18 protein-coding genes and 1 pseudogene are annotated in these 22,725 nt (G+C 68.0%); 10 read left to right on the plus strand and 9 right to left on the minus strand.

The features are described 5' to 3' along the window. Window positions 1–6: 6 nt before the first annotated feature. From AQJ67_RS35515 to AQJ67_RS35550, 8 genes are read right to left on the minus strand one after another with little or no spacing between them, the layout of a single operon-like run. On the minus strand, window positions 7–999 hold the full coding sequence (locus tag AQJ67_RS35515) for a glycosyltransferase (protein WP_062723533.1): 993 nt from the start codon (window positions 997–999) through the stop codon (window positions 7–9). Further along, the gene (locus AQJ67_RS35520) at window positions 996–1,601 is read right to left on the minus strand and encodes an HD domain-containing protein (protein ID WP_062723535.1); all 606 of its coding nucleotides are present in this window, start codon (window positions 1,599–1,601) and stop codon (window positions 996–998) included. The genes AQJ67_RS35515 and AQJ67_RS35520 overlap by 4 nt, the downstream gene beginning before the upstream one ends. Next, on the minus strand, window positions 1,598–3,325 hold the full coding sequence (locus AQJ67_RS35525) for a carbamoyltransferase family protein (protein ID WP_062723537.1): 1,728 nt from the start codon (window positions 3,323–3,325) through the stop codon (window positions 1,598–1,600). Before AQJ67_RS35525 ends, AQJ67_RS35520 begins: the two co-directional genes overlap by 4 nt. A 22-nt stretch (window positions 3,326–3,347) precedes the next feature. Continuing rightward, complete coding sequence (locus AQJ67_RS35530) at window positions 3,348–4,160, minus strand: radical SAM protein (RefSeq protein ID WP_062723539.1); 813 nt, start codon at window positions 4,158–4,160, stop codon at window positions 3,348–3,350. A gap of 15 nt (window positions 4,161–4,175) precedes the next feature. After that, the gene (locus AQJ67_RS35535) at window positions 4,176–5,276 is read right to left on the minus strand and encodes a hypothetical protein (RefSeq protein WP_062723541.1); all 1,101 of its coding nucleotides are present in this window, start codon (window positions 5,274–5,276) and stop codon (window positions 4,176–4,178) included. Then, window positions 5,273–6,394, minus strand: coding sequence for a radical SAM protein (locus tag AQJ67_RS35540; RefSeq protein WP_062723543.1), 1,122 nt, complete (start codon window positions 6,392–6,394; stop codon window positions 5,273–5,275). The genes AQJ67_RS35535 and AQJ67_RS35540 overlap by 4 nt, the downstream gene beginning before the upstream one ends. Then, a complete protein-coding gene (locus AQJ67_RS35545; RefSeq protein WP_062723546.1) occupies window positions 6,381–7,376 on the minus strand; it encodes a D-2-hydroxyacid dehydrogenase in 996 nt (331 codons plus the stop codon). The genes AQJ67_RS35540 and AQJ67_RS35545 overlap by 14 nt, the downstream gene beginning before the upstream one ends. Further along, complete coding sequence (locus tag AQJ67_RS35550; RefSeq protein WP_079056372.1) at window positions 7,373–8,734, minus strand: glycosyltransferase family 4 protein; 1,362 nt, start codon at window positions 8,732–8,734, stop codon at window positions 7,373–7,375. Before AQJ67_RS35550 ends, AQJ67_RS35545 begins: the two co-directional genes overlap by 4 nt. A gap of 563 nt (window positions 8,735–9,297) precedes the next feature. Here AQJ67_RS35550 and AQJ67_RS35555 point away from each other — a divergent pair. Together AQJ67_RS35555 and AQJ67_RS35560 are read left to right on the plus strand one after the other, a co-directional pair. Then, window positions 9,298–10,719 (plus strand): annotated as a pseudogene (locus tag AQJ67_RS35555) (LacI family DNA-binding transcriptional regulator); the annotation flags it as partial. A gap of 335 nt (window positions 10,720–11,054) precedes the next feature. Continuing rightward, entirely contained in the window at window positions 11,055–13,097 is a 2,043-nt protein-coding gene (locus AQJ67_RS35560) for a hypothetical protein (RefSeq protein WP_062723548.1), read from the plus strand. A 39-nt stretch (window positions 13,098–13,136) separates the two neighbouring features. On the opposite strand, the gene AQJ67_RS35565 is transcribed toward AQJ67_RS35560, so the two are convergent. Continuing rightward, window positions 13,137–13,865 (minus strand): HAD family hydrolase, encoded by a 729-nt coding sequence (locus AQJ67_RS35565; RefSeq protein WP_062723551.1) that lies wholly within the window; start codon window positions 13,863–13,865, stop codon window positions 13,137–13,139. 420 nt (window positions 13,866–14,285) lie between these two features. Here AQJ67_RS35565 and AQJ67_RS35570 point away from each other — a divergent pair, with 420 nt between their 5' ends. From AQJ67_RS35570 to AQJ67_RS35605, 8 genes are all read left to right on the plus strand, one after another. Then, window positions 14,286–15,524, plus strand: a complete 1,239-nt coding sequence (locus tag AQJ67_RS35570; RefSeq protein ID WP_062723553.1) for a helix-turn-helix domain-containing protein — start codon at window positions 14,286–14,288, stop codon at window positions 15,522–15,524. A gap of 109 nt (window positions 15,525–15,633) precedes the next feature. Then, a complete protein-coding gene (locus AQJ67_RS35575; protein ID WP_062723554.1) occupies window positions 15,634–16,074 on the plus strand; it encodes a hypothetical protein in 441 nt (146 codons plus the stop codon). Beyond that, the gene (locus tag AQJ67_RS35580; RefSeq protein WP_062723556.1) at window positions 16,074–16,268 is read left to right on the plus strand and encodes a hypothetical protein; all 195 of its coding nucleotides are present in this window, start codon (window positions 16,074–16,076) and stop codon (window positions 16,266–16,268) included. The genes AQJ67_RS35575 and AQJ67_RS35580 overlap by 1 nt, the downstream gene beginning before the upstream one ends. Window positions 16,269–16,475: 207 nt before the next feature. Continuing rightward, the gene (locus AQJ67_RS35585) at window positions 16,476–17,477 is read left to right on the plus strand and encodes a hypothetical protein (RefSeq protein WP_062723558.1); all 1,002 of its coding nucleotides are present in this window, start codon (window positions 16,476–16,478) and stop codon (window positions 17,475–17,477) included. A 177-nt stretch (window positions 17,478–17,654) separates the two neighbouring features. Further along, window positions 17,655–19,094 (plus strand): amino acid permease, encoded by a 1,440-nt coding sequence (locus AQJ67_RS35590; RefSeq protein ID WP_079056389.1) that lies wholly within the window; start codon window positions 17,655–17,657, stop codon window positions 19,092–19,094. Continuing rightward, the gene (locus AQJ67_RS35595; protein ID WP_079056375.1) at window positions 19,094–20,521 is read left to right on the plus strand and encodes a glutamine synthetase family protein; all 1,428 of its coding nucleotides are present in this window, start codon (window positions 19,094–19,096) and stop codon (window positions 20,519–20,521) included. Before AQJ67_RS35590 ends, AQJ67_RS35595 begins: the two co-directional genes overlap by 1 nt. Window positions 20,522–20,731: 210 nt before the next feature. Next, window positions 20,732–21,616: an aminoglycoside phosphotransferase family protein gene (locus AQJ67_RS35600; protein ID WP_079056390.1), complete on the plus strand. Its 885-nt coding sequence runs from the start codon at window positions 20,732–20,734 to the stop codon at window positions 21,614–21,616. 58 nt (window positions 21,617–21,674) lie between these two features. After that, window positions 21,675–22,721 carry a phosphotransferase enzyme family protein gene (locus AQJ67_RS35605; RefSeq protein WP_062723563.1) on the plus strand — a complete coding sequence of 349 codons (1,047 nt, stop codon included), beginning with the start codon at window positions 21,675–21,677 and terminating at the stop codon, window positions 22,719–22,721. Window positions 22,722–22,725: the final 4 nt, after the last annotated feature.

The following is a 22,725-nucleotide window of genomic DNA, read 5'->3' on the forward strand; positions in this document are numbered from 1 at the left end:
CCGTGATCATGGTCCCGTCACCTGTGCGAGGAGGCGGGACCAGGCGTCGCCGAAATACGCGGTGTCGAAGCGAGCCAGCGTCTCGTACACCGCCTTCCGCTCGTCGGGCGCCGCATCCGCCCGTTCCCTGATCTGCTGGGCCAGCCGGCACGGATCAGGGTGCGGCTGTTCGGTCAGACGCGCGAGGTCGCCGAGTCCGGCGATTGGCTGGATGAGGCAAGGCATGCCCAGGAGCAGCGCCTCCGCGGCACATCGGCTCCACCCTTCCCGCATGCGCGGAGTGAAGACCCCGACGTCGCAGGCTCTCAGCAGTTCGAGGTATCTGGGACGGGGCAGGTCGAAGTGGAGTCCCGTGGAGCCGATGGTGTTGCTCCCGGTGGTCACGAGACGGAGCCCGGGTTCGCCCTCGACGGCCGTGGCGACCGTCTCGACGCCCTTCCAGTGCACGGCTTTGCCCGCGTACACCGTGATCTCGTTCTGGGGGAGACCGAGGCGGTCCTTGCATTCGGCCGGGTCCATACCGCGGACTCTGTCGATCTCGGCGAGATCGAAGGCGTTGTAGATCACCTGGGCGTTGTCCACCCCGTGCTCCCGCAGGAACGCCGCCCAGGACGGGGCGACACATACGACCGCGCGGCACTGGGGCAGAACCGCGAACAGCCTGCGCCACAGCAGCGGTTCGAGGGGCCAGGAGTCGAACTGGAGCGGCTCGTAGTGGTGGAAGACGAAGACGGTCCGGGCCCGCATCTCCGGGGTGAAGAACAAGATGCTGAGGTCGTCCCAGAGGAACGCGCCCCGCTCGTCTCTGAGTTCGCGGATCTGAGGCGCGAGGCGGGAGAGGTGGCGCACCTTCCGGCCTCGGCGGACGGTGTAGGCGCGCTTGTAGTCCGGCACCGTGCGCCATTCGATCGAGCCTGCTGTTACCTCGTGGATCATGCGGAGGTAGACGCGGCCTCCGGTGCGGCCCTGCGGCGACATGGAGTGGACGACCGGTTTCACCTGCCCGCCTCCGCTTGCTGTCGGTACTCGGTGTGGAGTACCTCGTACGCGGCTCGTAGGGATGCACTCACGTCCCGGGACTCCTCGGCGAGCGGCAGGTAGGTGTTGGTCAGGCCGTCGAGGAAGCGCGCCCGACGGGCGGGGTCCGGTGAGTGCCGAAGGTCGCGCAGGTTGTCGATGCGGTCGGCGAGACGGACCAGCAGTTCCTCAGGGCCGAGGCACCTGATCTTGTTGTGCCAGACGTCGGAGTCCCACGGCTGCCTGGGGCGCTGTTCGAGACGGTGGTCGGGGGTCATGGAACGCAGGCGTTGGGTGAGGGCTGGGCCCAGGTTGGATGCTATGAGGCGCTCCGCCGCCGGCGAGATCTCCAGCGAGTCGTGCAGCAGGCCGAGGATGAGCAGTTCGGGATCGGTGACGTTCAGCTCGTTCTTGAGGACGGTCACGACGCGCACTGGGTGGTTGATATAGGGCGATCCCTGGTCACGGACGTGACCGGCGTAGATCGTCGTGGCGAGGGTCGCGGCGAGCCGGCCGCGGGCTCGTTCCGGCTCCGGCCAGTCCTTGAAGCCGAGTTCGTCCGTCAGGGTGGGAGTGCTTGTCATGCGCGGTCCGTTCGGTCGGGGACCGTCAGGACTGTGTCGAGCCGCACGTGTGGGGCGAGGACCAACGTGTCCTCGACGGCCAGGGCATCGAGGCCGAGCTCGACCGCGGCGGTGACAGCCTGTTCGGCGGTGCGGAGGATGGGGGTTCCCTTGAAGTTCAGGGAGGTGTTGAGGAGGACGGGAACGCCGGTGAGCCGGTGGAACTCCTCCAGAAGCGGGCGAACGCCGGAGTGCCCTCGGCTCACGGTCTGGAGACGGGCGGTTCCGTCGTGGTGGACCACCGCGGGCATCCGGTCGGACTTGCAGTGGCGGGCGCGTACGACGCGATTCATGAACGGGTCGCCTTCTCCGAGGAACCACGCGTCGGCTTCCTCGGCCAGGGCCAGGGGCGCCAACGGGCGGTAGTCAGCTCGCTGTTTGAGGGCGTTCAAGCGGGTCCTGGTCTCCGCCTTGCCGGGGTGGGCGAGGATCGAGCGGTGACCGAGGGCCCTCGGCCCGAACTCCATGCCGCCCCGTACCCAGCCGACGACGTGGTGGTCCGCGAGGAGCGCGGCGACGGTGGGTATCAGCCGCTCACCGAGGCCGGAGACAGCGCGGTAGCCGCCCGCGAGCCCTCCGTCAGGCAGGGCGCCGGCGAGCGGGCCCCAGTCGGCGTCCTCGGGTGTCGGCAGGAGGGGTTGTCCGAGGACGTAGTTCCAGGCGTACAGCGCGGCGCCGACCGCGGTGCCGGCGTCGTGCGGCGCCGGGGCGACGAACAGGTTCTCGAAGCCGGACTCCTCGGCGAGCGTGCCGTTGACGTGGGAGTTCAGCGCGCAGCCGCCGGAGAACACCAGTGTGCGGGCGGTCGTGAGATGACGCAGGTGGCGGGCCACGTGGACGACCGCCTCGGCGAAGACCCGCTGCGCCGCCGCGGCCAGGTCGACCCGGGCCTCCAGCGGCTTCGAGTCGGCGGACCGCGCGGTCCAGACCGCGCCTTCGATCCCGAGCGGGGTCTCGGCGTCGTACGACCCCCACGGCGCCGCGATGTGTACGCCCCCGTTCTCGCCCAGATGGACGAGGTCGCGGAGCTCTTTGTAGTAGCGGTCCGGGTCACCGAAGGCGGCCAGGGCCATCATGCTGCCCTCGGCCTCGTTGCCCGGCGGAATCACCCGCAGCGCCAGGTTGCGGTAGAAGTGGCCGAGGGACGGATGGGTGCGCACCGGCCCGGACGGGCCGGGGGCGATGGCTGGTGTGACCTGGTGGATTCGGTCGATGCTGTCCGGCGTCAGGTCGTAGCCGGTGATCCGTTCGCGTCCCGACGCGATGTCCGTGCCGAGGGCGGAGCCGCCCGCGTCGATGACCAGTCCGGCGGCGTGTTCCTCGCCGGAGAGCAGATAGCCGGACAGGACGTGCGCGGTGTGGTGTGAGATGAGCTTCAGCCGCCGCCCGAGCACCCCGGGGAGCAGGGCGGCGAGTTCGCCCTGCTCGGTGGACGCCCACGATCCGTGCCGAGGGCTGGGACGCATGGACGGTGTCCACACGTGGTCGATGTCCTCGACGGTGACGCCGGCGGACCGCAGGCACCAGTCGAGGGCATGGGTGGGGGCGGTGAGGACGCCCTTGCGTGTGGTGCGGTTGTGTTTCACGCCGCTCCACCGCTCCTCCTCGGCCGCGTAGATACGGCCGTCGACGACGAGGCAGGCGGAGGTGTCGTGGTGGAAGTTCAGACCGAGCGCTGCGGGCATGGGGACCTCCGGAAGGGAGTGGTCAGAGGGAAGCCGTGCGACGGGTGAGGGAGGGGACGACCTGAAGGCCCGAGTCCCTGTACTCATGGCACTTCAGGCAGAAGTCGTAGTGCTCGCGGCGCGGTGCGAAGACCTTGGTGGCGAAGTCGTCGTCCCAGACCGTGAACTCGCTGTCGTTCTTGGCCATGGCGTTGAAGCACCGGTAGCAGTCGCCGTCGACCTCGATCATGAGGTGTTGGTCGACGTTGCGGTCGCAGAGTCCACCGAGGTCGTTGGCGGGTTGGCCGACGTCGATGTGGTGGACGTGGTTGGTGACGTGGATGGCGCCGTACTTGTCGCACAGGGCGGCCAGTTGACTCAGGCGGTCCGGGGCTATGGCTTCCAGCACGCTGTTGATGACGACGGTCTTTCCGGCCTCCCGGAGCACGGGAATGACTGCGCTGACCTCGTCGTAGTTGTCGTGCTCCTCGTCGCAGCCGATCAGGACCTGGTCGTAGTGCGCGAGGGTCGCCTGGAGGAGACGCTCGTTGCGGGCCAGGGTGATCGCGTTGGAGCCGAGCACCATGACCTGATCCGGGAAACGGTCGCGGGCCAGGCCGCTGAGCTCGGCGAAGTCGCGGTGGACGGTGGGTTCTCCGCCGTTGATGTGCAGTTGCCGGAACGGGATCTGTCCGAGGCGGTCGAGGACCTGCCTGAACGTGTCCAGAGGCATGTTCTCGCCCTGGCCGCCTTCGGCGAAGATGCAGAAGTCGCAGTGGCGGTTGCACTTGGTCGTGATCTTGATTTTCGCGGTCTTGAGGGTCCTGGGCGCGCCGGACAGCACGGAGGAGGTCATAGAGAGCCCCTTTGGTCACGCGGAGTTGGCGGAGAGGAAGTCCTCGACGACGGAGCGGTGACGACTCCACAGGGCGAGGAGGTCGTGAAGAGTGCTCGCGGTGGTCGGACCCGGTGGCAGCAGCTCCGTCATGGCCTTCACTAGCAGCGCGTCGTCCCCGGAGGTTCGGTCGGCGAGGCGGGTCAAGGTGTTCCGAGCGGAACGGAGTTCTTTCTCCTCGCGCGCTATCAGGTAACCGGTCACGGTCTCCGGCGGAGGATCCAGGTAGTAGATCCAGCGTGCGACGCGCACGCGGAGCATGCCGGCGGTCGTGGTCCACGCTGCCGCCTCCGCCTCCGATGCCTCCGGCAGAGACCTGGGGCGCGGTGTGCGGCGCAGTACGGCGTCCACGGCTACGTGGGCCGAGTGCAGCAGGTCCGCGGGAGGCGATTCCGTATCCGAGCACGTGGCGGACAGGCGAAGGAACTCCTTGGCCAGGACTTCGAGTTCGCCGGGGTGCCATTGGTCGAGGGCCGCGGTCTTCCCGGGGCAGCGGGTGCGCGTGGCCAGGGCCGCCGACGCGAACCAGCACGGCGCGACGTAGTGCCAGGCGACGCAGTGTCTTCGGTAGCCGTCGAGATCGTGGTGGACGTTGTCGGTGCTGTCCTTGTCGAGTTCGTAGCGGCCTCCGATCCGTGCGTCGAGGATTCCTCGGTAGAACCTCTCGTCCGCGCGGCTCCACGGCATCGTCCGCGCACGGGACTGCCACCGCCCGAGAATGGCCGCGTCCCCCGTGACCAGGCTCCAGGTGGAGATCTCGGCCGGTGACACCTGGTTCCGGTCGAGCTCACCGACGGTGAACGCGAACCCAGGCGGATGTTCGAGCAGCCGGCTGTGAGCCGGGTCCAGGAGCACCGCCCGGTGATGGGCGGCGGCAAGTTGCTCGTTCCACTCCCACCACGAGCCGGGGGCCTGGTCGAGGATGACGCGGATGTCGATGTCCGAGTGCGGTGCGATGAGATCGCCGGCCTGCCACTTGTGCGTGAGCATGCTCGCGGTGACGCCTTGGGTGGCTAACTGCTCGGCGTAGATGGCACCGAGCCGCGTGTACGACGTGGTGGAACGGACCGTGGTCACTCGGACTCACCGCCGGGTCGGCGAAGCGAGCAGCCCCCAGCCGTACCGCTGGCCACAGGCAGCAGGGGAAGCACGGGCACGCCTTCCGGCCGTTCCATGCGGTCCCAGCGCAGGTCGTAGTCGACGTAGTGAAAGCCCTGCCAGGCATCGTTGCTGTCCCGTTCGAGCATGGCGTTGAAGAGGTGGGCGTAGGCGTCGGCCATGGTGCCGTTCGCGAGGTGCGGCTTCAGGGGGATGTCACGGTTGTGCAGGATGCAGGGCCGGGCGATGCCGGTGGGAGTGACCTTGATGCGGTTGGCGTCGGAGCAGGTTGCACAGGAAGAGTTGGAGATGAATCCGATGGAACCTGCCCAGCCGGTCGGCTGCAGGTACCGTCCCGGGCTTCGCACTCCGAGCTCGGTACGGGAGATCTCGCCGGCCTCCTCGAACCAGGCGTGGAGGCGTTCGCGGACCTCCGCCTCGGGCACGAACTCGGTGGGGAACAGGGCCTCCGCCGGCCCGATGCGCTGCAGTTCGATCAGCCGTACGGCGATGGGGAGTCGCTTGGCGAGTTCGGCGACACCGAAGGCGTCGTCCAGGTACGACCGCTGGAGCACACAGTTGATCTTGACCTTGAGGCCGAGTTCGAGTGCACGGTCGATCGTGGCCCGGGAGACTCGTGGGTCACCGCCGCCCATGATCTCGGTGGACCGCGCGGGATCGAGGCTGTGCAGGCTGATGTTCAGGTACGTGAGCCCGGCATCGTGCAGCGCGTCCACGGTCAGGCCGCGGCGCAGGTTGCCGTGGCTGGTCATGCCGACGGTCGCCTTGTCGCCGAGCCCCTCGGAGAGCGCGCTGATGATGTCGAGGATGTCGGCACGCAGTGTCGGTTCCCCGCCCGAGCAGTGAGCCTTCCGGATGCCCCAGAGGCCGGCCTCGTTCGCGATGCCCGCGTAGTCGGAGACCGTGAGCGTCTTGTCCTTGTGCCCGTAGTCGGGCATGCACCGGGGCTTGCAGAAGACGCAGTCGAGGTTGCAGATGGAGTTGAGCGTGAACGCCAGGTAGGGGTGGTTCCGACCCGACTCGGCGAACCGCCGGAGCAGGTCGGTCCTGGCGGACTGCTGGTCAGTGGGGGGCATGTGTCCCTCCGTGGGTTGGGGTGACAGCACCGTTGAGGGGCTGGCCGGCGAGGAAACGCCGGAGGTTGTCGACGAAGAAGGCGACCGCCTCGTCCATGTAGGTGTGGCTGAAGACGGCGCTCTTCGGCGTGAGCAGGATCCGCGGGTGGTGGCGGAGTGGGTCGTCGAGCGCCGGTGGCTTGCGCGGCTGCACGTCGAGGGCGGCACCGGCCAGCGGGCCCTGGTCGAGGGCGTCGAGGAGCGCGTCGTGGTCGACGGTGCTGGCCCGTCCGAGGTTGATGAAGATCGTGCCGGGGCGGCACGCCTTGAAGGCGCTCTCGTCGAAGAAGCCGTGCGTCTCGGCGGTCGCGGGAAGCAGGTTGACGACGGCGCGTGAGCGCGGGAGTGCTTCATCAACGCGGTGTGCCGGCACCCATTCGATCCCGCCGGGTTCGGAGCGCGGGGGCCTACGCCGTACGCCTATGACGTGCATGCCGACGACCTGCGCCACCTCGGCGAGGCGGAGGCCGACGGAGCCGCAGCCGACGATCGTGAGTGTCTCGCCGTACAGGTCGAAGAAGCTGCTGGCGAGGTCGTCCTTCCACCAGGTGGACCTGGTCTGGAGCCGTGCACTCGTGAACAGGCCCCGCGAGAAGCCGAGAAGCAGGCCGATCGCGTGCTCGGCCATCGGCCTTCCGTGGTAACCGTACCCGCGGGTGACCGTGACGCCCGCGGCATCGAGCGCGGCGACCGGCCAGTGATCGATACCGGCGGACGGGGTGGCCGTCCAGCGGAGCCTTGGGGAGGCATCGAGCCACTCCTGGCCGAAGGACCAGCCGAAATAGACGTCAGCGGTGCGGATCTCGACAGGGATGTCGTGCTCGTGGGCGACCCGGAAGCGGACGTCGGGAAAGGCGGACTGTAACTGTCCGGCGTGTCGGTCGGATAACCGCCAGAAGGGGTAATGGGAGTTGAGGGCGAGCAGCGCCGTGGTTGTTGTCACGCTCCGCTCCCCAGGGAGGTGCTGGGTGCCATCGCCCAAGGGACGTGCTGGCGCAGGTAGGAGCGGATCGTGCCTTCGTAGTCGTGCCGGGCCGTGAGCAGTGCTCGGCCGCGCGCACGCATCCGCTCACGCTCTTGGACACTGATGTGGAGCGCCCGCCTGATCGCGTGAGCGAGGCCCATGGGGTCACGAGCTTCCGCCGTGAACCCGGTGAGTCCGTCGACGACGGTCTCCGTGAGCCCGCCGGCCCGAGTCGCGACCACCGGCGCGGCACCCGAGGCGAAGGCTTCGAGGGGGATCCTTCCGAACGGTTCGGCTCGGGAAGGCACCACCACTCCCCGGAGGGCCGGGCTCCGCAACCACGAGCGGTACTGCGGGGAGAACCGGGGCAGGAACGTCGCGTCGATCGCGTAGTCCCGGACCATCGCCTGGAGTCGTTGCTGGTAGCTGGTCAGGGTCTCCGTGTGCGTCGTGGGTGCGAGCAGGAGGTGCGGCACCCGATCGCCCCGCGTACCGAGGATGCGGACAGCTTCCAGCAGGTCCTCGAAGCCCTTGCTCTCCACCGCCCGGCCCATGGCCAGCAGGAATCCCGCTTCGGCTCGCGGCGGCAGCGGGGCGGGCACCACGTCCTCGTGGTCGCTCAGGAGCAGGCCGTTGGGGAGGTCGACCACCACACGTCGCGGGACGCCGTAGACCTGCTCAAGATGGCCGCGCATGTGGTGCGAGATGGCGCCGACGAGCGCACCGCCACGCACCGCCGCTGTCAGGCCCTCGTGCTCCCAGCGGATGCGTCGCCGGTCCTCCGGCGAGGCGAGTTCGCTCGTCGACCGGGGCAGGAGAAGGAGGCTGAACGGATCGTCGGCGCCTTGATGGAGTCCGAGCCCGAGGAAGGGGATGTCCAGGCAGGTCAGTTGGGCCATCGGCGCATCGGCAAGGCGCGCCCGGGCGGTATCCGCGACCCGCTCGCACAGTGCCTCGCAGCCCGCGAGGGCGGCGGTCGCCGCTCGGCCACCTGGAACCGGAACGACCTCGGCCCCGGCCTGCCGCAGCATTCCCTCCGTCTCGGCCACCCACACGGGGTCGTAACTGGGGTCGGAGCGTGGGATGTGAACGGGCATGACCAGGAGGCGTCCACGCGGAAGTGCTCGCGCGAGTACCTCAAGGAAGGCCCTGTTGCTGAAGCCCGTGCCCGATGTGCACCCGTAGTAGCCGTCATGCAGCGCGACGGCGATCGTCGGCGAGAGAGCGGTCGTGGACAGCCCGGCGGTTCCTTCCGCACCTTTCTGCCGCGGGAGGGGGACCGGTTCGCTGGCCGGAACGGGGGCCACGTCCTCTGAGCTGCGTATGCGCGCTGCCATGGGAACACTCCTCCAGTACGGGATGGGCGGGGGAGAACGCTGACTCGGACGGTGAGACACCTGGGTCGCGCATAAGTGGCGCGGTCCGTCGGGAACTCGTGCAACGGAGCGTGAAGAGACGATTCCACTACGCGAGTGCGACGAGCGGACAAAGTGTCCGCAGGAATTCGCCGCCGACCTATTGACAGCAACAGGCTTTGTTTGAAGGCGAGTTGAGGGGCGTGGGCGTCAGGCTGGTGGAGGTTGCTCGGGCCGTACATTCGCTGCCCCCTTACAGATGCGCCCTGGAGACGCGACGAGGTTTTGCCGGGCGGCCTGGCGAACGGCGGTTGGGAGTCAATGGCGGAGCGTGTTGGGACCGTCGCAAACCCGCTCCGCTGATCTCCACACCCTTCGTGTGACCTTGTTCGGTCTCTTCGCGTGATCTTCTACGGTGTGTCGAGGTGGCCTTCGAGTTCCGCGGGGAGCCTGCGTGAGCCATGAGTTCGCGCGGGAGGAGGACGTAGATGCCCGCGCTCGGAATCGTCAGGGACGAGGGCGAAGTGCGACGGACTACGGCCGTGGCCGAGAGCAAGGACCGGGGCGGTGGCCGGCCCGAGCCATCACTCGGTCAGGAGACCTTCGGTGAATACGCGAACCGTTGGTGCGAGGCACAGGACCTGGCCGCCTCGACCATGCAGAACTACAAGCGCCACATCGAGGGGCACCTGCTCCCCGAGTTTGCGGACAAGGCGCTCGCCAGCATCCTGCGTACGGACGTCGACCTGTGGGAAAAGAAGGAGAACGCCGTCTACGCGGCTTCCAGCGTCAGAACGTGGCGCGCGACGCTCCACGTGATCTTCGAAGACGCGATCTACGAGGGTCTGATCACGACCAACCCTGCCGCCAGACGGCGCGGACGCGGCAAGCGAGCCGGCCGCTCCCGCAACCGCGGCCCGGAGAAGGTCGTCACCGACGCACTCGGCATCCTGCTGACCGCCGAACGGGCCGCTCTCCTCTCCGGCCGCGATGACGAGTTCGTCGCCGTCGTCCTGAAGGGGTACACCGGCATGCGGTGGGGCGAAATCGTCGGCCTGGAAACGGAATTCGCCCGTCCGAGCTCCGTCCGTGTCGAGTGGCAGCTGTACGAACTCGACACCGGTGAGTTGGTGCGCTGCCCGCCCAAGGACGACAGCTACCGCACCATCGACTCGATGGACTGGCTTGCGGCACTGGTCGCCAAGCACGTCGCCCGAACGAAGCCGAAACCCTGCCTCTGTCACGGCAAGACCTACGTCTTCCGTGGCCAGGGCACTACCCGAACCGGCGGCCACCAGGGCGCGAAGCTCGTCGACGTCGCACGCTGTGCCGAAGTCTCCACGGGCACCGTGTCCAACGTCCTCAACCATCCCGACCGCGTCACCGAAGCCAAGCGGTTGAGGGTCGAGCAGGCCATTTCCGACCTGCGGTTCGTGCGGGGCGGCGTGGCGTCGGAGTATGCGGCCCACTGGCGCCGAAACGGCTTCGCGACGTGGCTGTTCACCCCGGCGGTTTCGGGCTGGTACCCGAAGAAGGCACCACAAGAATCCCGCCCCGTCCCGCTGCTCGGCGAGCCGTGGCCTGGCGTTCCGGCCCGAGGGCGGGCGGCCGCCGACCGGGCCGAGGCCTGCTGGCTCCCGATCGCCAAGGGCCTTACGCCCCATGGCCTCCGCCACACCCACCGGACCGTGATGGAGGACCTCGGCACGGAGAGGGTCCTCATGGACCAAAGGATGGGCCACATCGACGGCTCCGTCTCGGCGCGCTACGCCCACGTCACCCCGGGCATGCGCCAGCGTCTGATGCTCGGGTTGACCCAACAGTGGGAGACAGCGCTCGACGCGCGGCTGGCCCTGTCTCCGACGTCTCCGGTGCGGGTGCTCAACGATCTCCTGTGCGTCCGGGCCTCCATGGTGCGATCTCCTCGCCGGCGACCCGTATCCTGCTGCCGATCGCGATGGCGATGAGGATCTTTGAGACGGCTCGTGGCCCGTCACCATCGAGGACCCACGATGGTGCGCGCATCGTCTGCACCGTTATCGAGGAAGGCGCCGCCGAGTCCGAGTAGCGCGCCGTTCCCTCGCCGTGCTGCCCGGGCACTAGCCGTTTCACTGGCCATCGCGCTCGGAGAACGGCCAGGATGCGTCCCAGCTGCGCCCGGCGCACATCGGGGCAGCCTGCTGTCCTCTGGTCCCAAGGCGAGGACCACGAGGAGGTCACTCCGTGAGCATCTTCGTCGCCGAGCGCGCTCCGCAACGCGCCCACGGATAGGGTTGGCGGCGCCGGAGCGAGGAGGAAAACCATGGCGCTGACCACGTCGCTGGCTGGCCGGGTCCGAAACACGAGCCTGCCTAAGAGCCATGCCCTCTTGCCGCTCCTTGAGGCTGTCGTCAACGGCATTCAGGCGATCGACGCCCGATTCGGCGACGACGTCGAGCATGGCCGTCTGAGCGTCAGGATCCAGCGCAGCCCGCAGGAGGAACTAGACCTTGGCCCCGTTGGCCCCGGTCGGGTGGCGCTGAAGCCTATCGTCGGCTTCCTCGTCGAGGACAACGGGGAGGGCTTCACCCCGGAGAACATGACGTCGTTCGAGACACTGGACAGCGACCACAAGGCCACCATCGGCTGCCGCGGTGTGGGACGCCTCCTCTGGCTCAAGGCGTTCGACAGGGTCTCGATCCGCAGCACGTATGAGGATGACGCTGGAGCCCTCCACGGACAGCAGTTCCGGTTCTCGGTCGAGCGGGACGTTGAGCCGGACGGGGAAGCGGACGGCCTCGGCGGCGTCGGCACGATTGTGAGCCTCGACGGGTTCAAGGAGCCGTTCCAGAAAAGTGCGCTGAAGACCGTCGACGCCATCGCTCGCGAGATGTTCGAGCACTGCATCTGGTACTTCCTTCGCCCAGGCGGCGCGCCTGACGTTACGGTGACCGACGGCGACGAGACCGTCTCACTCAACAACCTCATGGCCGAGTTCGTGTACTCCGAGATGCCGGCGACCACGATCGACGTCAAGGGCGAGAAGTTCGACATGGTCAACCTCTGCCTCAAGTCCTCAACGCGCAATCCCGCTCCACGGTTGCACTGGTGCGCCGCGAGCCGCGTGGTCATGGAGGAGAACCTCACGAGCAAGGTGCCGGGGCTCTACGGGAAGCTCAAGGACGAAGCGTCCGCGGAGTTCACATATGCCTGCTACCTGTCCTCCAACTTCCTTGACGACCACGTCCGCGCTGACCGCACGGCCTTCGACATCGCCGAGCACGTGCAGGGCGCGACGCTAACCGAAGACGTATCGCTGGACGACATTCGCGCGGGCGTGCTGGAGGAAGTCGAGAGGATCCTGGCCGTCCCGCTCAGCGCGGCGCGCGAGGAGGGCAAGGCCCGGGTCAACGATTTCGTGAGCAACCGTGCGCCGAGGTACCGGCCTGTTCTGTCGCGGCTGGAGTCGCTGGACGTGACCGTGGATCCGTCCATCAAGGACCAGGACCTTGAGTTGTTGCTGCATGGCAAGCTGCAGAAGCTCGAAGCCGACGCGATCGCCGAGGGCCAAGCCGTGTTCGCCGAAGACGGCTCCACCCCGCCGGAGGACTATGCCGAACGGCTCGCCCGATATCTCGACACAGTGACCGACATCAACCAGTCAGACCTGGCCGCGTACGTCTCCCGCCGACGAGTGATCCTTGATCACCTCGACAGACTGATCAGGTCCGACGACCAGGGAAACTACAGCAGGGAGGACGCCATCCACTCACTGCTCATCCCGATGCGGACCGACTCCAACAAGATCGGCACCGACGCCTCGAATCTTTGGATCATCGACGAGCGGCTTGCGTTCCACGAATACCTTGCCTCCGACAAGACGCTCAAGAGCATGCCCATCACCGGATCCGAGTCGACCAGGGAGCCCGACGTACTCGCGACTCGGCTCGTTGACCACCCGCTGCTGGCCGCGGAGGGCGAGAGGCTACCGCTACCGTCCATCGTCGTAGTCGAGATCAAGAGGCCGATGCGGAACGACGCGTCAGAGGACAAGGACCCGATCCAGCAATGCCTTGACTACGTGAAACGGGTACGGGAGGGCGGAGTGCGGACCGCGTTCGGTCGTCCAATCCCCCCGTCCAAAGAGCCGCCCGCGTTCTGCTATATCGTCGCCGACCTCACGCCGAAGATGGTGAGCCGTTGTGAGTACGCGAACCTGCGGGCGACTCACGACGGAATGGGCTACTTCGGCTTCAACGAACCGAACAAGGCCTACATCGAGGTCATAAACTTCAACCGTCTGGTCAACGCGGCCACCGAGCGGAACCGAGCGTTCTTCGACAAATTGGGACTGCCGTCCAGTTGAGCGATGGCCTTGCCTTTTTGGACGACGATTGATTAGTCGTCAGCTCTTGGAGCAGGCCAATTTCATGATCTCTTCCAAGAGCCGCGGTGAGTCCTGAAGGCTGTCGAGTACCGCGTCGGCTCCCGCTGCGGCCAGTCCGCGGGCGGTGGTCTTGCCGGACGCGATGCCGATCACCGAAGCCCCGCCTTCGATACCGGTGCGGACATCTTCGAGGGAGTCTCCGACGATGACGGTGTTGGAGCTCGCGAAGGCTGTACCGAGCTTGGCCTGAGCTCGCTTCTGCGCGACGGCGACGAGGGCAGGCCGGTGCTCGTCGTCGGAGGAGTATCCGCCGATCTCGGTGTCCAGGAAGGCGTCGAGGCCGAAGGCTTCGAGCTTCAACAGCGCGTTGGGCTTGAGGTTCCCCGTGACGACGGTCGGCACGCAGAGCGTCTGCTCGCGCACTGCCTTCAGGGCCGACACGGAGCCGGGCATGAGGACGCCCTGCTCGCGCAGGTCTTCCCCATGCGCGGCGAGCCGCTGCGGCAGGAGTTCGACCATGCGCGGCAGCAGCCGGGGGATGTCCGATGCCGGCACGCCGTTGTCCAGGAGCAGGGATCGGATCGCGAGGGGCATCGTGACGCCAGTGCCCCGGGCCGGAAGCCGCTCTGCGGGGCGCCCGACGATCTCGGTGAAGGCCTCGCGGTAGACCTGCCGATCGATCTCACCGACGTACAGCAGCGTGCGGTCGATGTCCCACAACACGAGTAACCGTTCGACTTCAGCCACTCCCGACTCCTTGCCCTTGACCGGGACCACACTGTGGCTGCGAGAGTACGGGGATGCAGCCGCGCCCATCCTGCCGCCGTGAGCGCCTGGCTACTGTCCGCGGCCGGATGGCGAGGGCGGGCTTCCGGCACGTGCGGGATTCGCGCGGACAATCTGTCCGTAGGTACTTCGACGCCGACCCCTTGACCGCGGGGCGATGACTCTACTCATCTCGCGCCCACTTCATCCCGACATGCCCTGCTTCGTTCACGTGATCGGTGGTTCAGGAAGCGACCGCAAGCCGCTTCGGGTCACTGCCACGGATCCACGTCATGGGCGCGGGGCCATCGGCTCTGTTAACAGTTGGCGACCAAGGGCGCAGGCTTGGACATTATCCGTACTCTGATCGAAGTGCTTCATCGCGAAGGGACAGGTCCACCGATGAGTGAAAACCTGACGCTGGGAGACCGTCTCCGTATCGCTCGTAGGACACGGAAACTGTCTGCCGCCCAACTGGCACAGAAGGTCGCGGTCTCCCCGAGCTACGTGCAGAAGTTGGAGTCGGGCGCGCGCAAGGCTTCACCGTCGCTGGTACTGGCTCTCGCCAAGGCGCTGCGCTTCGGTCCCGAGGTCCTGACCGGCCAGCCGTACTACGGCGAGCCGGAGGCGGAGGACGGCGTCCACGCCGTCATACCCGAGCTCCGCCGTCTCCTGCTCTGCTACGACAGCCCCGACGACCTGGAGATCGCCCCGCGGGCGCTTCCCGTGCTCGCCTCGGAGGTCGACCAGGTGGCGGCCCTGCGCCGCGACGCCCGCTATGCGCCCATGGGCCCCCTGCTGCCGCCGATCATCACCGAGCTGACGCACGTGGCCCTCGCCGGCGACAACGGCGATCGAGCCAAGGCGTTCTGGCATCTGGCACGTGCCTATCGCGCGGTGAACTCCCTGGCCCACAAGATGGGCCACCACGACCTCTCGAACACGGCGCTGGAACGCGTCCGTTGGGCGGCCGACAACTCCGGCGACCCGCTGATGCAGTTCACGGCCGGCTACCTCGTCGCCGGTGCGATGCTGCGCCAGGGAGCGTACTCGCCAGCCCGCCGCAAACTTCTCGGGCTGCGGACCGAGTTGGAGCGGGTCCAGCCCGAACGCTCTTTCACCCAGGACGCGCTCGCCGTCGACGGCGCCCTGCTGCTGAAACTGGCAGTTCTCGAAGCCCGCGAGAACAACGCCGACCGCGCCGATGACTACCTGAGGGAGGCGGAGCAGGTCGCGGCCATGGCGGGTAACCGCGACTCGCTCGCGTACGAGATGTCGTTCGGCCCGACGAACATCCGCATCCACGAGGTGCACGCGATGATCGACACGGGCGACACCGAGCAGGCCCTCGCCCGTCTCGTCGAATGGTCTCCGACTTCCGGCGGTGAGTGGGCGCCGCCCGCTACGACCGTCGGTGAGCGGTCGAGCCACCACTTCATCGACGTGGCCTCCGCGAAGCTCGCGGAGAACGACCGGGACGGTGCCTTCGCGGACCTCAAGCGCGCACGGAAGGTCGCGCCCAACCACACGCGGTTCCACCCCTCCGTTCGTGAGACCACGGCGGCGCTGCTCAGGATGGACGCCCATCCCTCCAACGAGCTGTCCGCGTTCGGTAGTTGGACGGGCATTAGCACAACCTGAGGTTGTGTCAAGGGCTTTGGTAAGCGGAGCCCACGGACAAGCTGTCCGCGCAGGGCAGCTTGCGGAATGGAATGGTCTCTTCACACGCAGTGGTGAGGAGGCCTTTTCCATGTCCGACGACAATCCCGCGGCTCGCGCGAACCCGCCGCGCTGGATGCCCATCGGCGAGGAGCCCGAGCTGTGCTCGGCGGGGGAGTGGTGGGATGCCGTACGCGCCGTGGAGGCCGTGGGCCAGCGCGCGATCGAGATCCTTGAGGAGGGTGACGAGCCGGTCGGTCCGGTGATCCTGGATCACGGCGGTCCGGAGCCCCGGCTGTACTTCCTGGTTCCCGTGGGCACCGCGGCCCGCTGGGAGGAGCCGGGAACCGTCGCGCTGGGCCAGAAGTGCCACGTCGTCGTACCCTCCGCCGAGAGCACGACACCTCCAGGGATGCACTGGCACGTCTTCCCCCGCGGCCCGCGGACTCTCACACGGCCCGAAGCTCTGCGCCGGGCGCTGAGCCAGGCTCGGCGGGAGCGGCGAGGGATCGCCGAGGAGGCGGCTTCCTGATGGCTCTGAGTATCTCCCTCGTGCTGCTGCTCGGCATCCTGGTGATCGTTCTGGTCCGCGGCAAGTCCGTAAAACCCGGACCCGCGATCGTGTGCGTGCTGTTCGGGTTCTTTCTGGCGAGCACTTCCGTGGCCCCGAGCATCAACCGGTTCATGACCGGCGTCGCCGACATGATCGGACAGATTCGCTTCTAGGGGCCCGACTCGGCTTCGGATTCCTCTTCCCCGCTCGGCCGGCGGCCCGCCCCATCCACGTGGCGGCCCTTCCCCCAACCTGCCTGAGGCCCTGATGACATTCACGTCCAACTCGGAGAGCGCGTCCGCTCGCACAGCCCGTCCGCATCGGACGAAGGGTCCCGATCCCGATCGCCAGCCGCTCTTGGTCCGCGGCGAGGGACTCTGATGCGTCTCGTCTACCATCCCGCCGGCCACGACGACGACCTACGTGTGGCCCTGGTCGAACTTCAGGCGGGGCGTTGGAAGTCGGCACGCGAACTGCTGGGGAAGACGGGCACGCACTGGACACTGCGAACGTCCCGCACCCAGTTACTGGCCGTGGCCGCCGCTCGGTCCGACGTGGTCGACGTCTGGCTCGCCGAGGAGCCCGACAGCTACGACGCGCAGCTGATGGCTGTACGTGTCGCGGTCGAGAGGACGCTGCGTGCTCACCGTCAACAGCACCCGAGAACCCTGGAGTTCGAGACGCGGGCGCGGCGTGCGGCGCTGCTGGCGGCTCGTCGTACTCCGTACGATCCCGTGCCGTGGGTGTGCCTGTTGGCCCTGGCCCAGGTAGACGCACAGCAACTACGGCAGGAGCACCGGATGCGGTCCGCCGAGCCGATGCTCCCCAGTGGACCCTGGGGGCTCCTCTACGAGGTCAACCAGCGTGATCCGTACAACCGCGAGGCCTACCATCGCGTACTGCAGTTCCTGCTTTCCCTCGATGGTCTGCGGGCTTCCTCATTGGCGGCGGTCGTCGACTTCGCCTGGTCGGTGGCGGGGCAGAGGCCGGTCGGCTCGCCCCTGCTGCTTCTGCCCGCGTACGCGCAGATCGAGCAGCGTCGTGCCCGGACGGATCCGCTCTGGAGGCGGCAGTGGGCGGAGGATCCAGCGCTCGGCTACACACTGAACGCCTTCCACGACTGGTTTCGCAAGGCGCCTCCCGGGCTGTGCTCGGTGTCCGACCTGAACCATCTCGCTTACGCCTTGTGGGCTGGTCACCAGTACCTCGAAGCGTCCGAGGTCTTCGAGGCGATGGGCCCGTACGCGACGCGTGAGCCCTGGGCCTCCGTGCATGACGGTGCGGCAGCGGCAGACCCCGGGGAAGCGCTGCTGCTTCGGGCGCGCGCTGAGTCTCTCTCCTTCTCCCGCAAGCGCAGGCCTCGCGCTGGGCCGCACCCGTAGTCGTCCGCTGACGCCCGCTCAATGTCAATTGGCATGCACCTGTCTAATCGGTTGTTTCTCGCTCCCTACGGAGGTTGACCTGTGTCTCGCCCAACTCCGCACCACCGTGCCCAGCGACAGAAGGCCGATGAGGCCTACCTGAGGGAACTCGGTTACGAGCCCGTGCTGACCCGACGCATGGGGCCGTTCGGGAACTTCGCGCTCAGCTTCTCGATCATCAGCGTCCTGTCCGGGTGCATGACGCTCTTCGGCTTCGGCCTCGTCACGGGCGGCCCGGCCGTCATGCTGTGGGGCTGGGCCCTGGTGGGTCTGATGGTGCTGGTCGTCGGTGCCGCGCTCGCCGAGGTCACCTCCGCCTACCCGGTGTCCGGCGCCCTGTACTTCATGGCCAACAAGCTCGGCGGTCCCCGCTGGGGCTACGGCACCGGCTGGCTCAACCTCCTCGGTCTGATGGGAGGAATGGCCGGCGGCTGCTACGGCACCGCCCTGTTCACCGGCGCCTGGCTCAACCTCCAATGGGGCTTCACCCCCACCCCGGAGCGGACGCTGATGATTTTCGCGATCATCCTGCTCCTGCTTGCCACGCTCAACCTGTTCGGCGTACGACTCGTCAGCATCCTCAACTCGATCAGCGTCTGGTGGCACCTCGGCGGTGTCGCGGTCATCGTCGGGGCGCTGGCGCTCGTCCCCTCCCACCACCAGCCGGCGAGCTTCGTGTTCGGCGAGTTCACCAACCACACGGGCTGGAGCAACCCCCTCTACGTCGGGCTGTTGGGACTCCTGCTCGCCCAGTACACCTTCAGCGGCTACGACGCCTCCGCCCACCTCTCCGAGGAGACCGAGCACGCGCAGGTCAGCGCGGCCCGGGGTATCGTCCGCTCGATCTTCTGGTCATGGGTCGTTGGTTTCGTACTGCTCGCCGGGATGCTGTTCGCGATCCAGGACTACGCCGGAACCATGGGCAGCGCCACCGGCGTCCCGCCCGCCCAGATCTTCCTCGACGCCCTCGGGCCGACGGCCGCCAAGGCTCTCCTGCTGGTGATCATCGTGGCGCAGCTCTTCTGCGCGAACGCGGGCCTCGCCTCCGCCAGCCGCATGGTGTTCGCGTTCTCCCGGGACGGCGCCCTGCCCTTCTCCAACACTTGGCGTCGCCTGAGCCGCCGCACCCAGACTCCTGTCCACGCCGTATGGCTCGCGGTCGCGGTGCCCTTCGTACTTGCCCTGCCGAGCCTGTACAGCACGACCGCGTACACGGCGATCACGAGCATCAACGTCATCGGCATCACGCCGGCCTACGCGATACCGATCTACCTCCGGATCAAGAACCGGCACTTGTTCAGGCCCGGCCCATGGAACCTCGGCCGGTGGGGCGTGACGGTCGGCACGGCCGCCGTCGTCTGGGTCGGGTTCGTGACCGTGCTCTTCTGCCTGCCGCAGACCCGCCCCGAGGGAGAGGCGTTGGTGAGCGCCGACTCCTTCAACTACGCGCCGATCGCGCTGGTATCCGTCCTCGTCCTGGCCTGGATCTCATGGCGATTCAAGGGGAAGCGGTCGTACGAGGTGCCCGCCCAGAGCTTCGACCGGTCGGCGAGCGCGTACGAGGACGAGGTCGTCTGATGACCGAGGCCTCTTCGAGTAACGGGTCCGTCCCCCGCCTCGCTACCAAGCGCACCTCCTCGCCGCACGGCCGCCCCGAAGGTCAGCTCTCCCTGACTGACCTTCGGAACCTGGTCAAGGCGGGCCGGATACGGACGGTACTGCTGGCCCTCCCCGACCTCCAGGGGAGGCTGAAGGGGAAGTGGTACGACGCTCGGCACTTCCTCAGGAACGTCGCCCACGACGGGGCCGAGTTCTGCGCGTACCTGCTCGCCACGGACGTCGACATGAACCCCGTACCCGGCTTCGCGCTGGCCTCGTGGGAGACCGGCTACCAGGACCTGGCCGTCAGTCCGGCGCTGTCGACGCTGCGGACACTGCCCTGGATGGAGGGGACCGCCGTCGTGCTGGGCGACGCGGTGCACCATGACGGCACACCGATCGAGGTCGCACCCCGCCAGATACTCCAGGGGCAGCTTACGCGGCTGGCCCGGCACGGCCTGCATGTCAAGGCGGGCCTAGAGACCGAGTTCGTGCTCTACCAGGGCACGTACGCGGAGGTCGCCGGGGCCGGGAACCAAGGGCTGAGGCCTCTTACGACGGAGAACCTCGACTACGCGCTTGATCACCCGCCTGGTGCCCACCGGTTCTTCCGCCGCCTACAGCGCGCGCTCGCCGGGGCCGGCCTTCCTCTGGAGGCGATCAAGACCGAGGGTGCCCCGGGCCAGGTGGAGGTCACCTTCCCGTACGGCGGGGCGCTCGCCGCCTGCGACGGGCACCTGCTTTTCAAGCACGCGGTCCGAGTCCTGGGGGCAGGAGCGGGGCTGGCGCCCACGTTCATGGCGTCTCCGGAGACCGGCATACAGAGCGGCCTCCACCTGCACGTGTCGCTGTGGAGGGGCGGCATCAGCCAGTTCAACGAGCCCGGCGATGGCGGGCTTTCGCGAATCGCGCGCCAGGCCGTCGCCGGACTCGTCGACGCCCTGCCGGAGCTAGCCCCGCTGTACGCGCCGAACATCAACTCCTATAAGCGGTTCGTGTCAGGCACGTGCGCGCCCACCACCATGACGTGGGGCTACGACAACCGCACTTGCGCGGTCCGTGTCGTCGGACATGGCGAGCGCCTGCACCTGGAGATCCGCGTGCCGGGAGCGGACGCCAACCCGTACCTGGCCCTATCGGCGGCCCTGGCGGCCATCGACCACGGCGTCGAGCAGCAGCTCGCCCTCGGCGCGGCCACAACCGGGAACGCCCACGACGCGGACGGCGTAGAGGTGCCCTCCACTCTCCAGGAGGCGCTCCACGCCTTCCGGAACAGCGCGCTCGCGGAGGGCGCCCTCGGAGCCGAGGTGGTCGCCCACTACGCCCACCTTGCCCAGTTGGAGATCGAACACCATCACGGCCTGGTCACTGACGCTGAGCGGCAGCGGTGGCTGGCGCGTGCGTGACCTGCTCCTCCCGGAAGGATCTCTGGTTCCCGTGAGTGCCCGCTCGACCCGACCACCGTGTCCCCAACAAAGGATGACCAGTTCAGGCCGCATTGTCTGTGGCCCTTGGCAAGCTACTCACCCACAACATGACACCGAGCGCGTCCGGGGCGTCACTTATCGTGGCGCGCTCGGGCGGCCCGGCGAGCGGAAGGGCACACCGTGACCGACATGCCCAGCGCGCTCCACCACCTGGTGGAGTCGGTGACCGACACGTACGCGGTGGTCGCCGAGCACCCTCGGCCCGGAGACATCCGGCCTTCCGTCTGGGAGGTCAACGGGCCTGGTGGCGAAAGGTGGTTCGGGAAGGTCCACGCGGGTCCGATGCTCCACCGACGCGAGGTGACCGCGTACCAGAACTGGACCGTCGCGCTGGGCCCGGGCAGCGCACCCGAGTTGGTCTCCGCGGACACGCAGACGCGCACCGTCCTGGTCACCGCCGTTCCAGGACGCAGCCTCGACACGCTGCGCCTGCCGGCCGAGCAGGAACGGGTGGCCTACGAGCAGGCCGGCGAACTGCTCGCCCGGTTCCACACCGCGGCAGCCGACGAGCCGATGCCGGAAGCGACCGAGGAGTCATGGGACGAGGAGGTCGCCCGGCTGATGGACCGTACGGCGGGGCACGCGCCAGAGCACGACGTCGCGATGGTGCGCATGCTCGCCAAGGAAGCTCCTCCACGCCTGCCCCAGGTGTCCCAGCACGGCGACTACATGCCCAAGAACTGGATGTGGGACGAGACCGAGCAGCGCCTGCGGGTCATCGACTTCGAGCGGGCCGAACTCCGGTCCGCCGCCTACCGCGACATGAGTCGGCTGCGCTACCGGATCCTGTGCCACCGCCCCGACCTCGACGCTGCTTTCCACCACGGATACGGCCGCCCCCTCACCGAGGAGGAACAGAGCGCGTGCCAGGCATACGCGGCACTGGATGCCCTGGACTCTCTGGACTGGGGGATCAAGCACCGCGACATCGGCCTGGTCGACGAGGCGCAGACCATGTTGGAGAACCTGCGCCGGGAGACCGGCAGGAGCGTGTGGGGCGGGTGGCGCGCGTGAACGCCTTCGCCGTCCTCACGGCTCCCCGTCCGTCCGCACGCGGAGACCGGTGATCCGTATGGACGAAGCAGGCTGGGGCGACACGCTGACCGCCGAAGTGCTGGAAGACCGGTACGGGCTGGTCGCCGACGTCGTGGAACCGGTGCACATGGGCACGGACACCATCAACCGGCGAGTCCTGACGGACGACGGGCTGAGGCTGTTCGTCAAGCAGTACCGCTCGATGGCCGACCTGGACCCGGCACGCAGTGCGTGGGACATGTCGGAGTACTGCCGAGCCGCGAGGCTTCCCGTTCCACGGGTGTGGCCTGACGCCGACGACAACCTGGTCACCATCGCCGGAGGCAGCGCATGGGCCGTGGTCGACGAGGCTCCCGGCCGGGTGACGGCATCGGCGATGACGATCCCCCTCGCCGAGCACATCGGCGTCGTCATGGGGCGCATGCACCGTGTGCTCGCCGCGTACCCGCTCCCCAGGCGCGTGCAGCACACCCGCTGGCGGACCGAGCCCGTTGAGGACGCCGTGGCGAAGTGCGACATCGTGATGGCCAGGGCCACGCGCCACGGCCACGACCGGCTGGATCAACTGCGAGCCGACCTCGACCAGCGGCGTGCGGACCTGCGGGCCCACATCCTCCAGTTGCGGGAGCATGTCCCCGACACGCTGGTGGAACAGGCGCTGCACGCGGACCTCACCCGCACCAACCTGATCATCCTCGCCGACGCCGTCACCGGCGTCATCGACTTCCGCTGCGCCAGCGCGACGCCGGCCTGGGAGCTGGGGCGCGCGGCGTTCGACCCTCGCACCGTCGCCACCAGCACCGAGTGGGCCACTTGCGCCCTGGCCATGGTCAGGGCCTACCGCTCGGAGCACCCCAGCCTCCCGATGCGGGAAGTGCGGGCCTGCGCGCGGGTCGCGCTGCTGTACATGCTGTTCAGCTTCTACCGCGCCACCACCGCGGAGTACGACCTGCCGCGGGAGGCGGAGGCGGATCTACAGCGGCACTGGGACGAGCGCCAGATCGCTATCCGACGCCTGTTCGATGACTTGGAGGGCCTCGAAGACGAACTCGCCACCCTCGGAACGAGCGGAGGTGTGGCGTGACCTC

Source organism: Streptomyces caeruleatus (assembly GCF_001514235.1).
Taxonomy (GTDB): domain Bacteria; phylum Actinomycetota; class Actinomycetes; order Streptomycetales; family Streptomycetaceae; genus Streptomyces; species Streptomyces caeruleatus.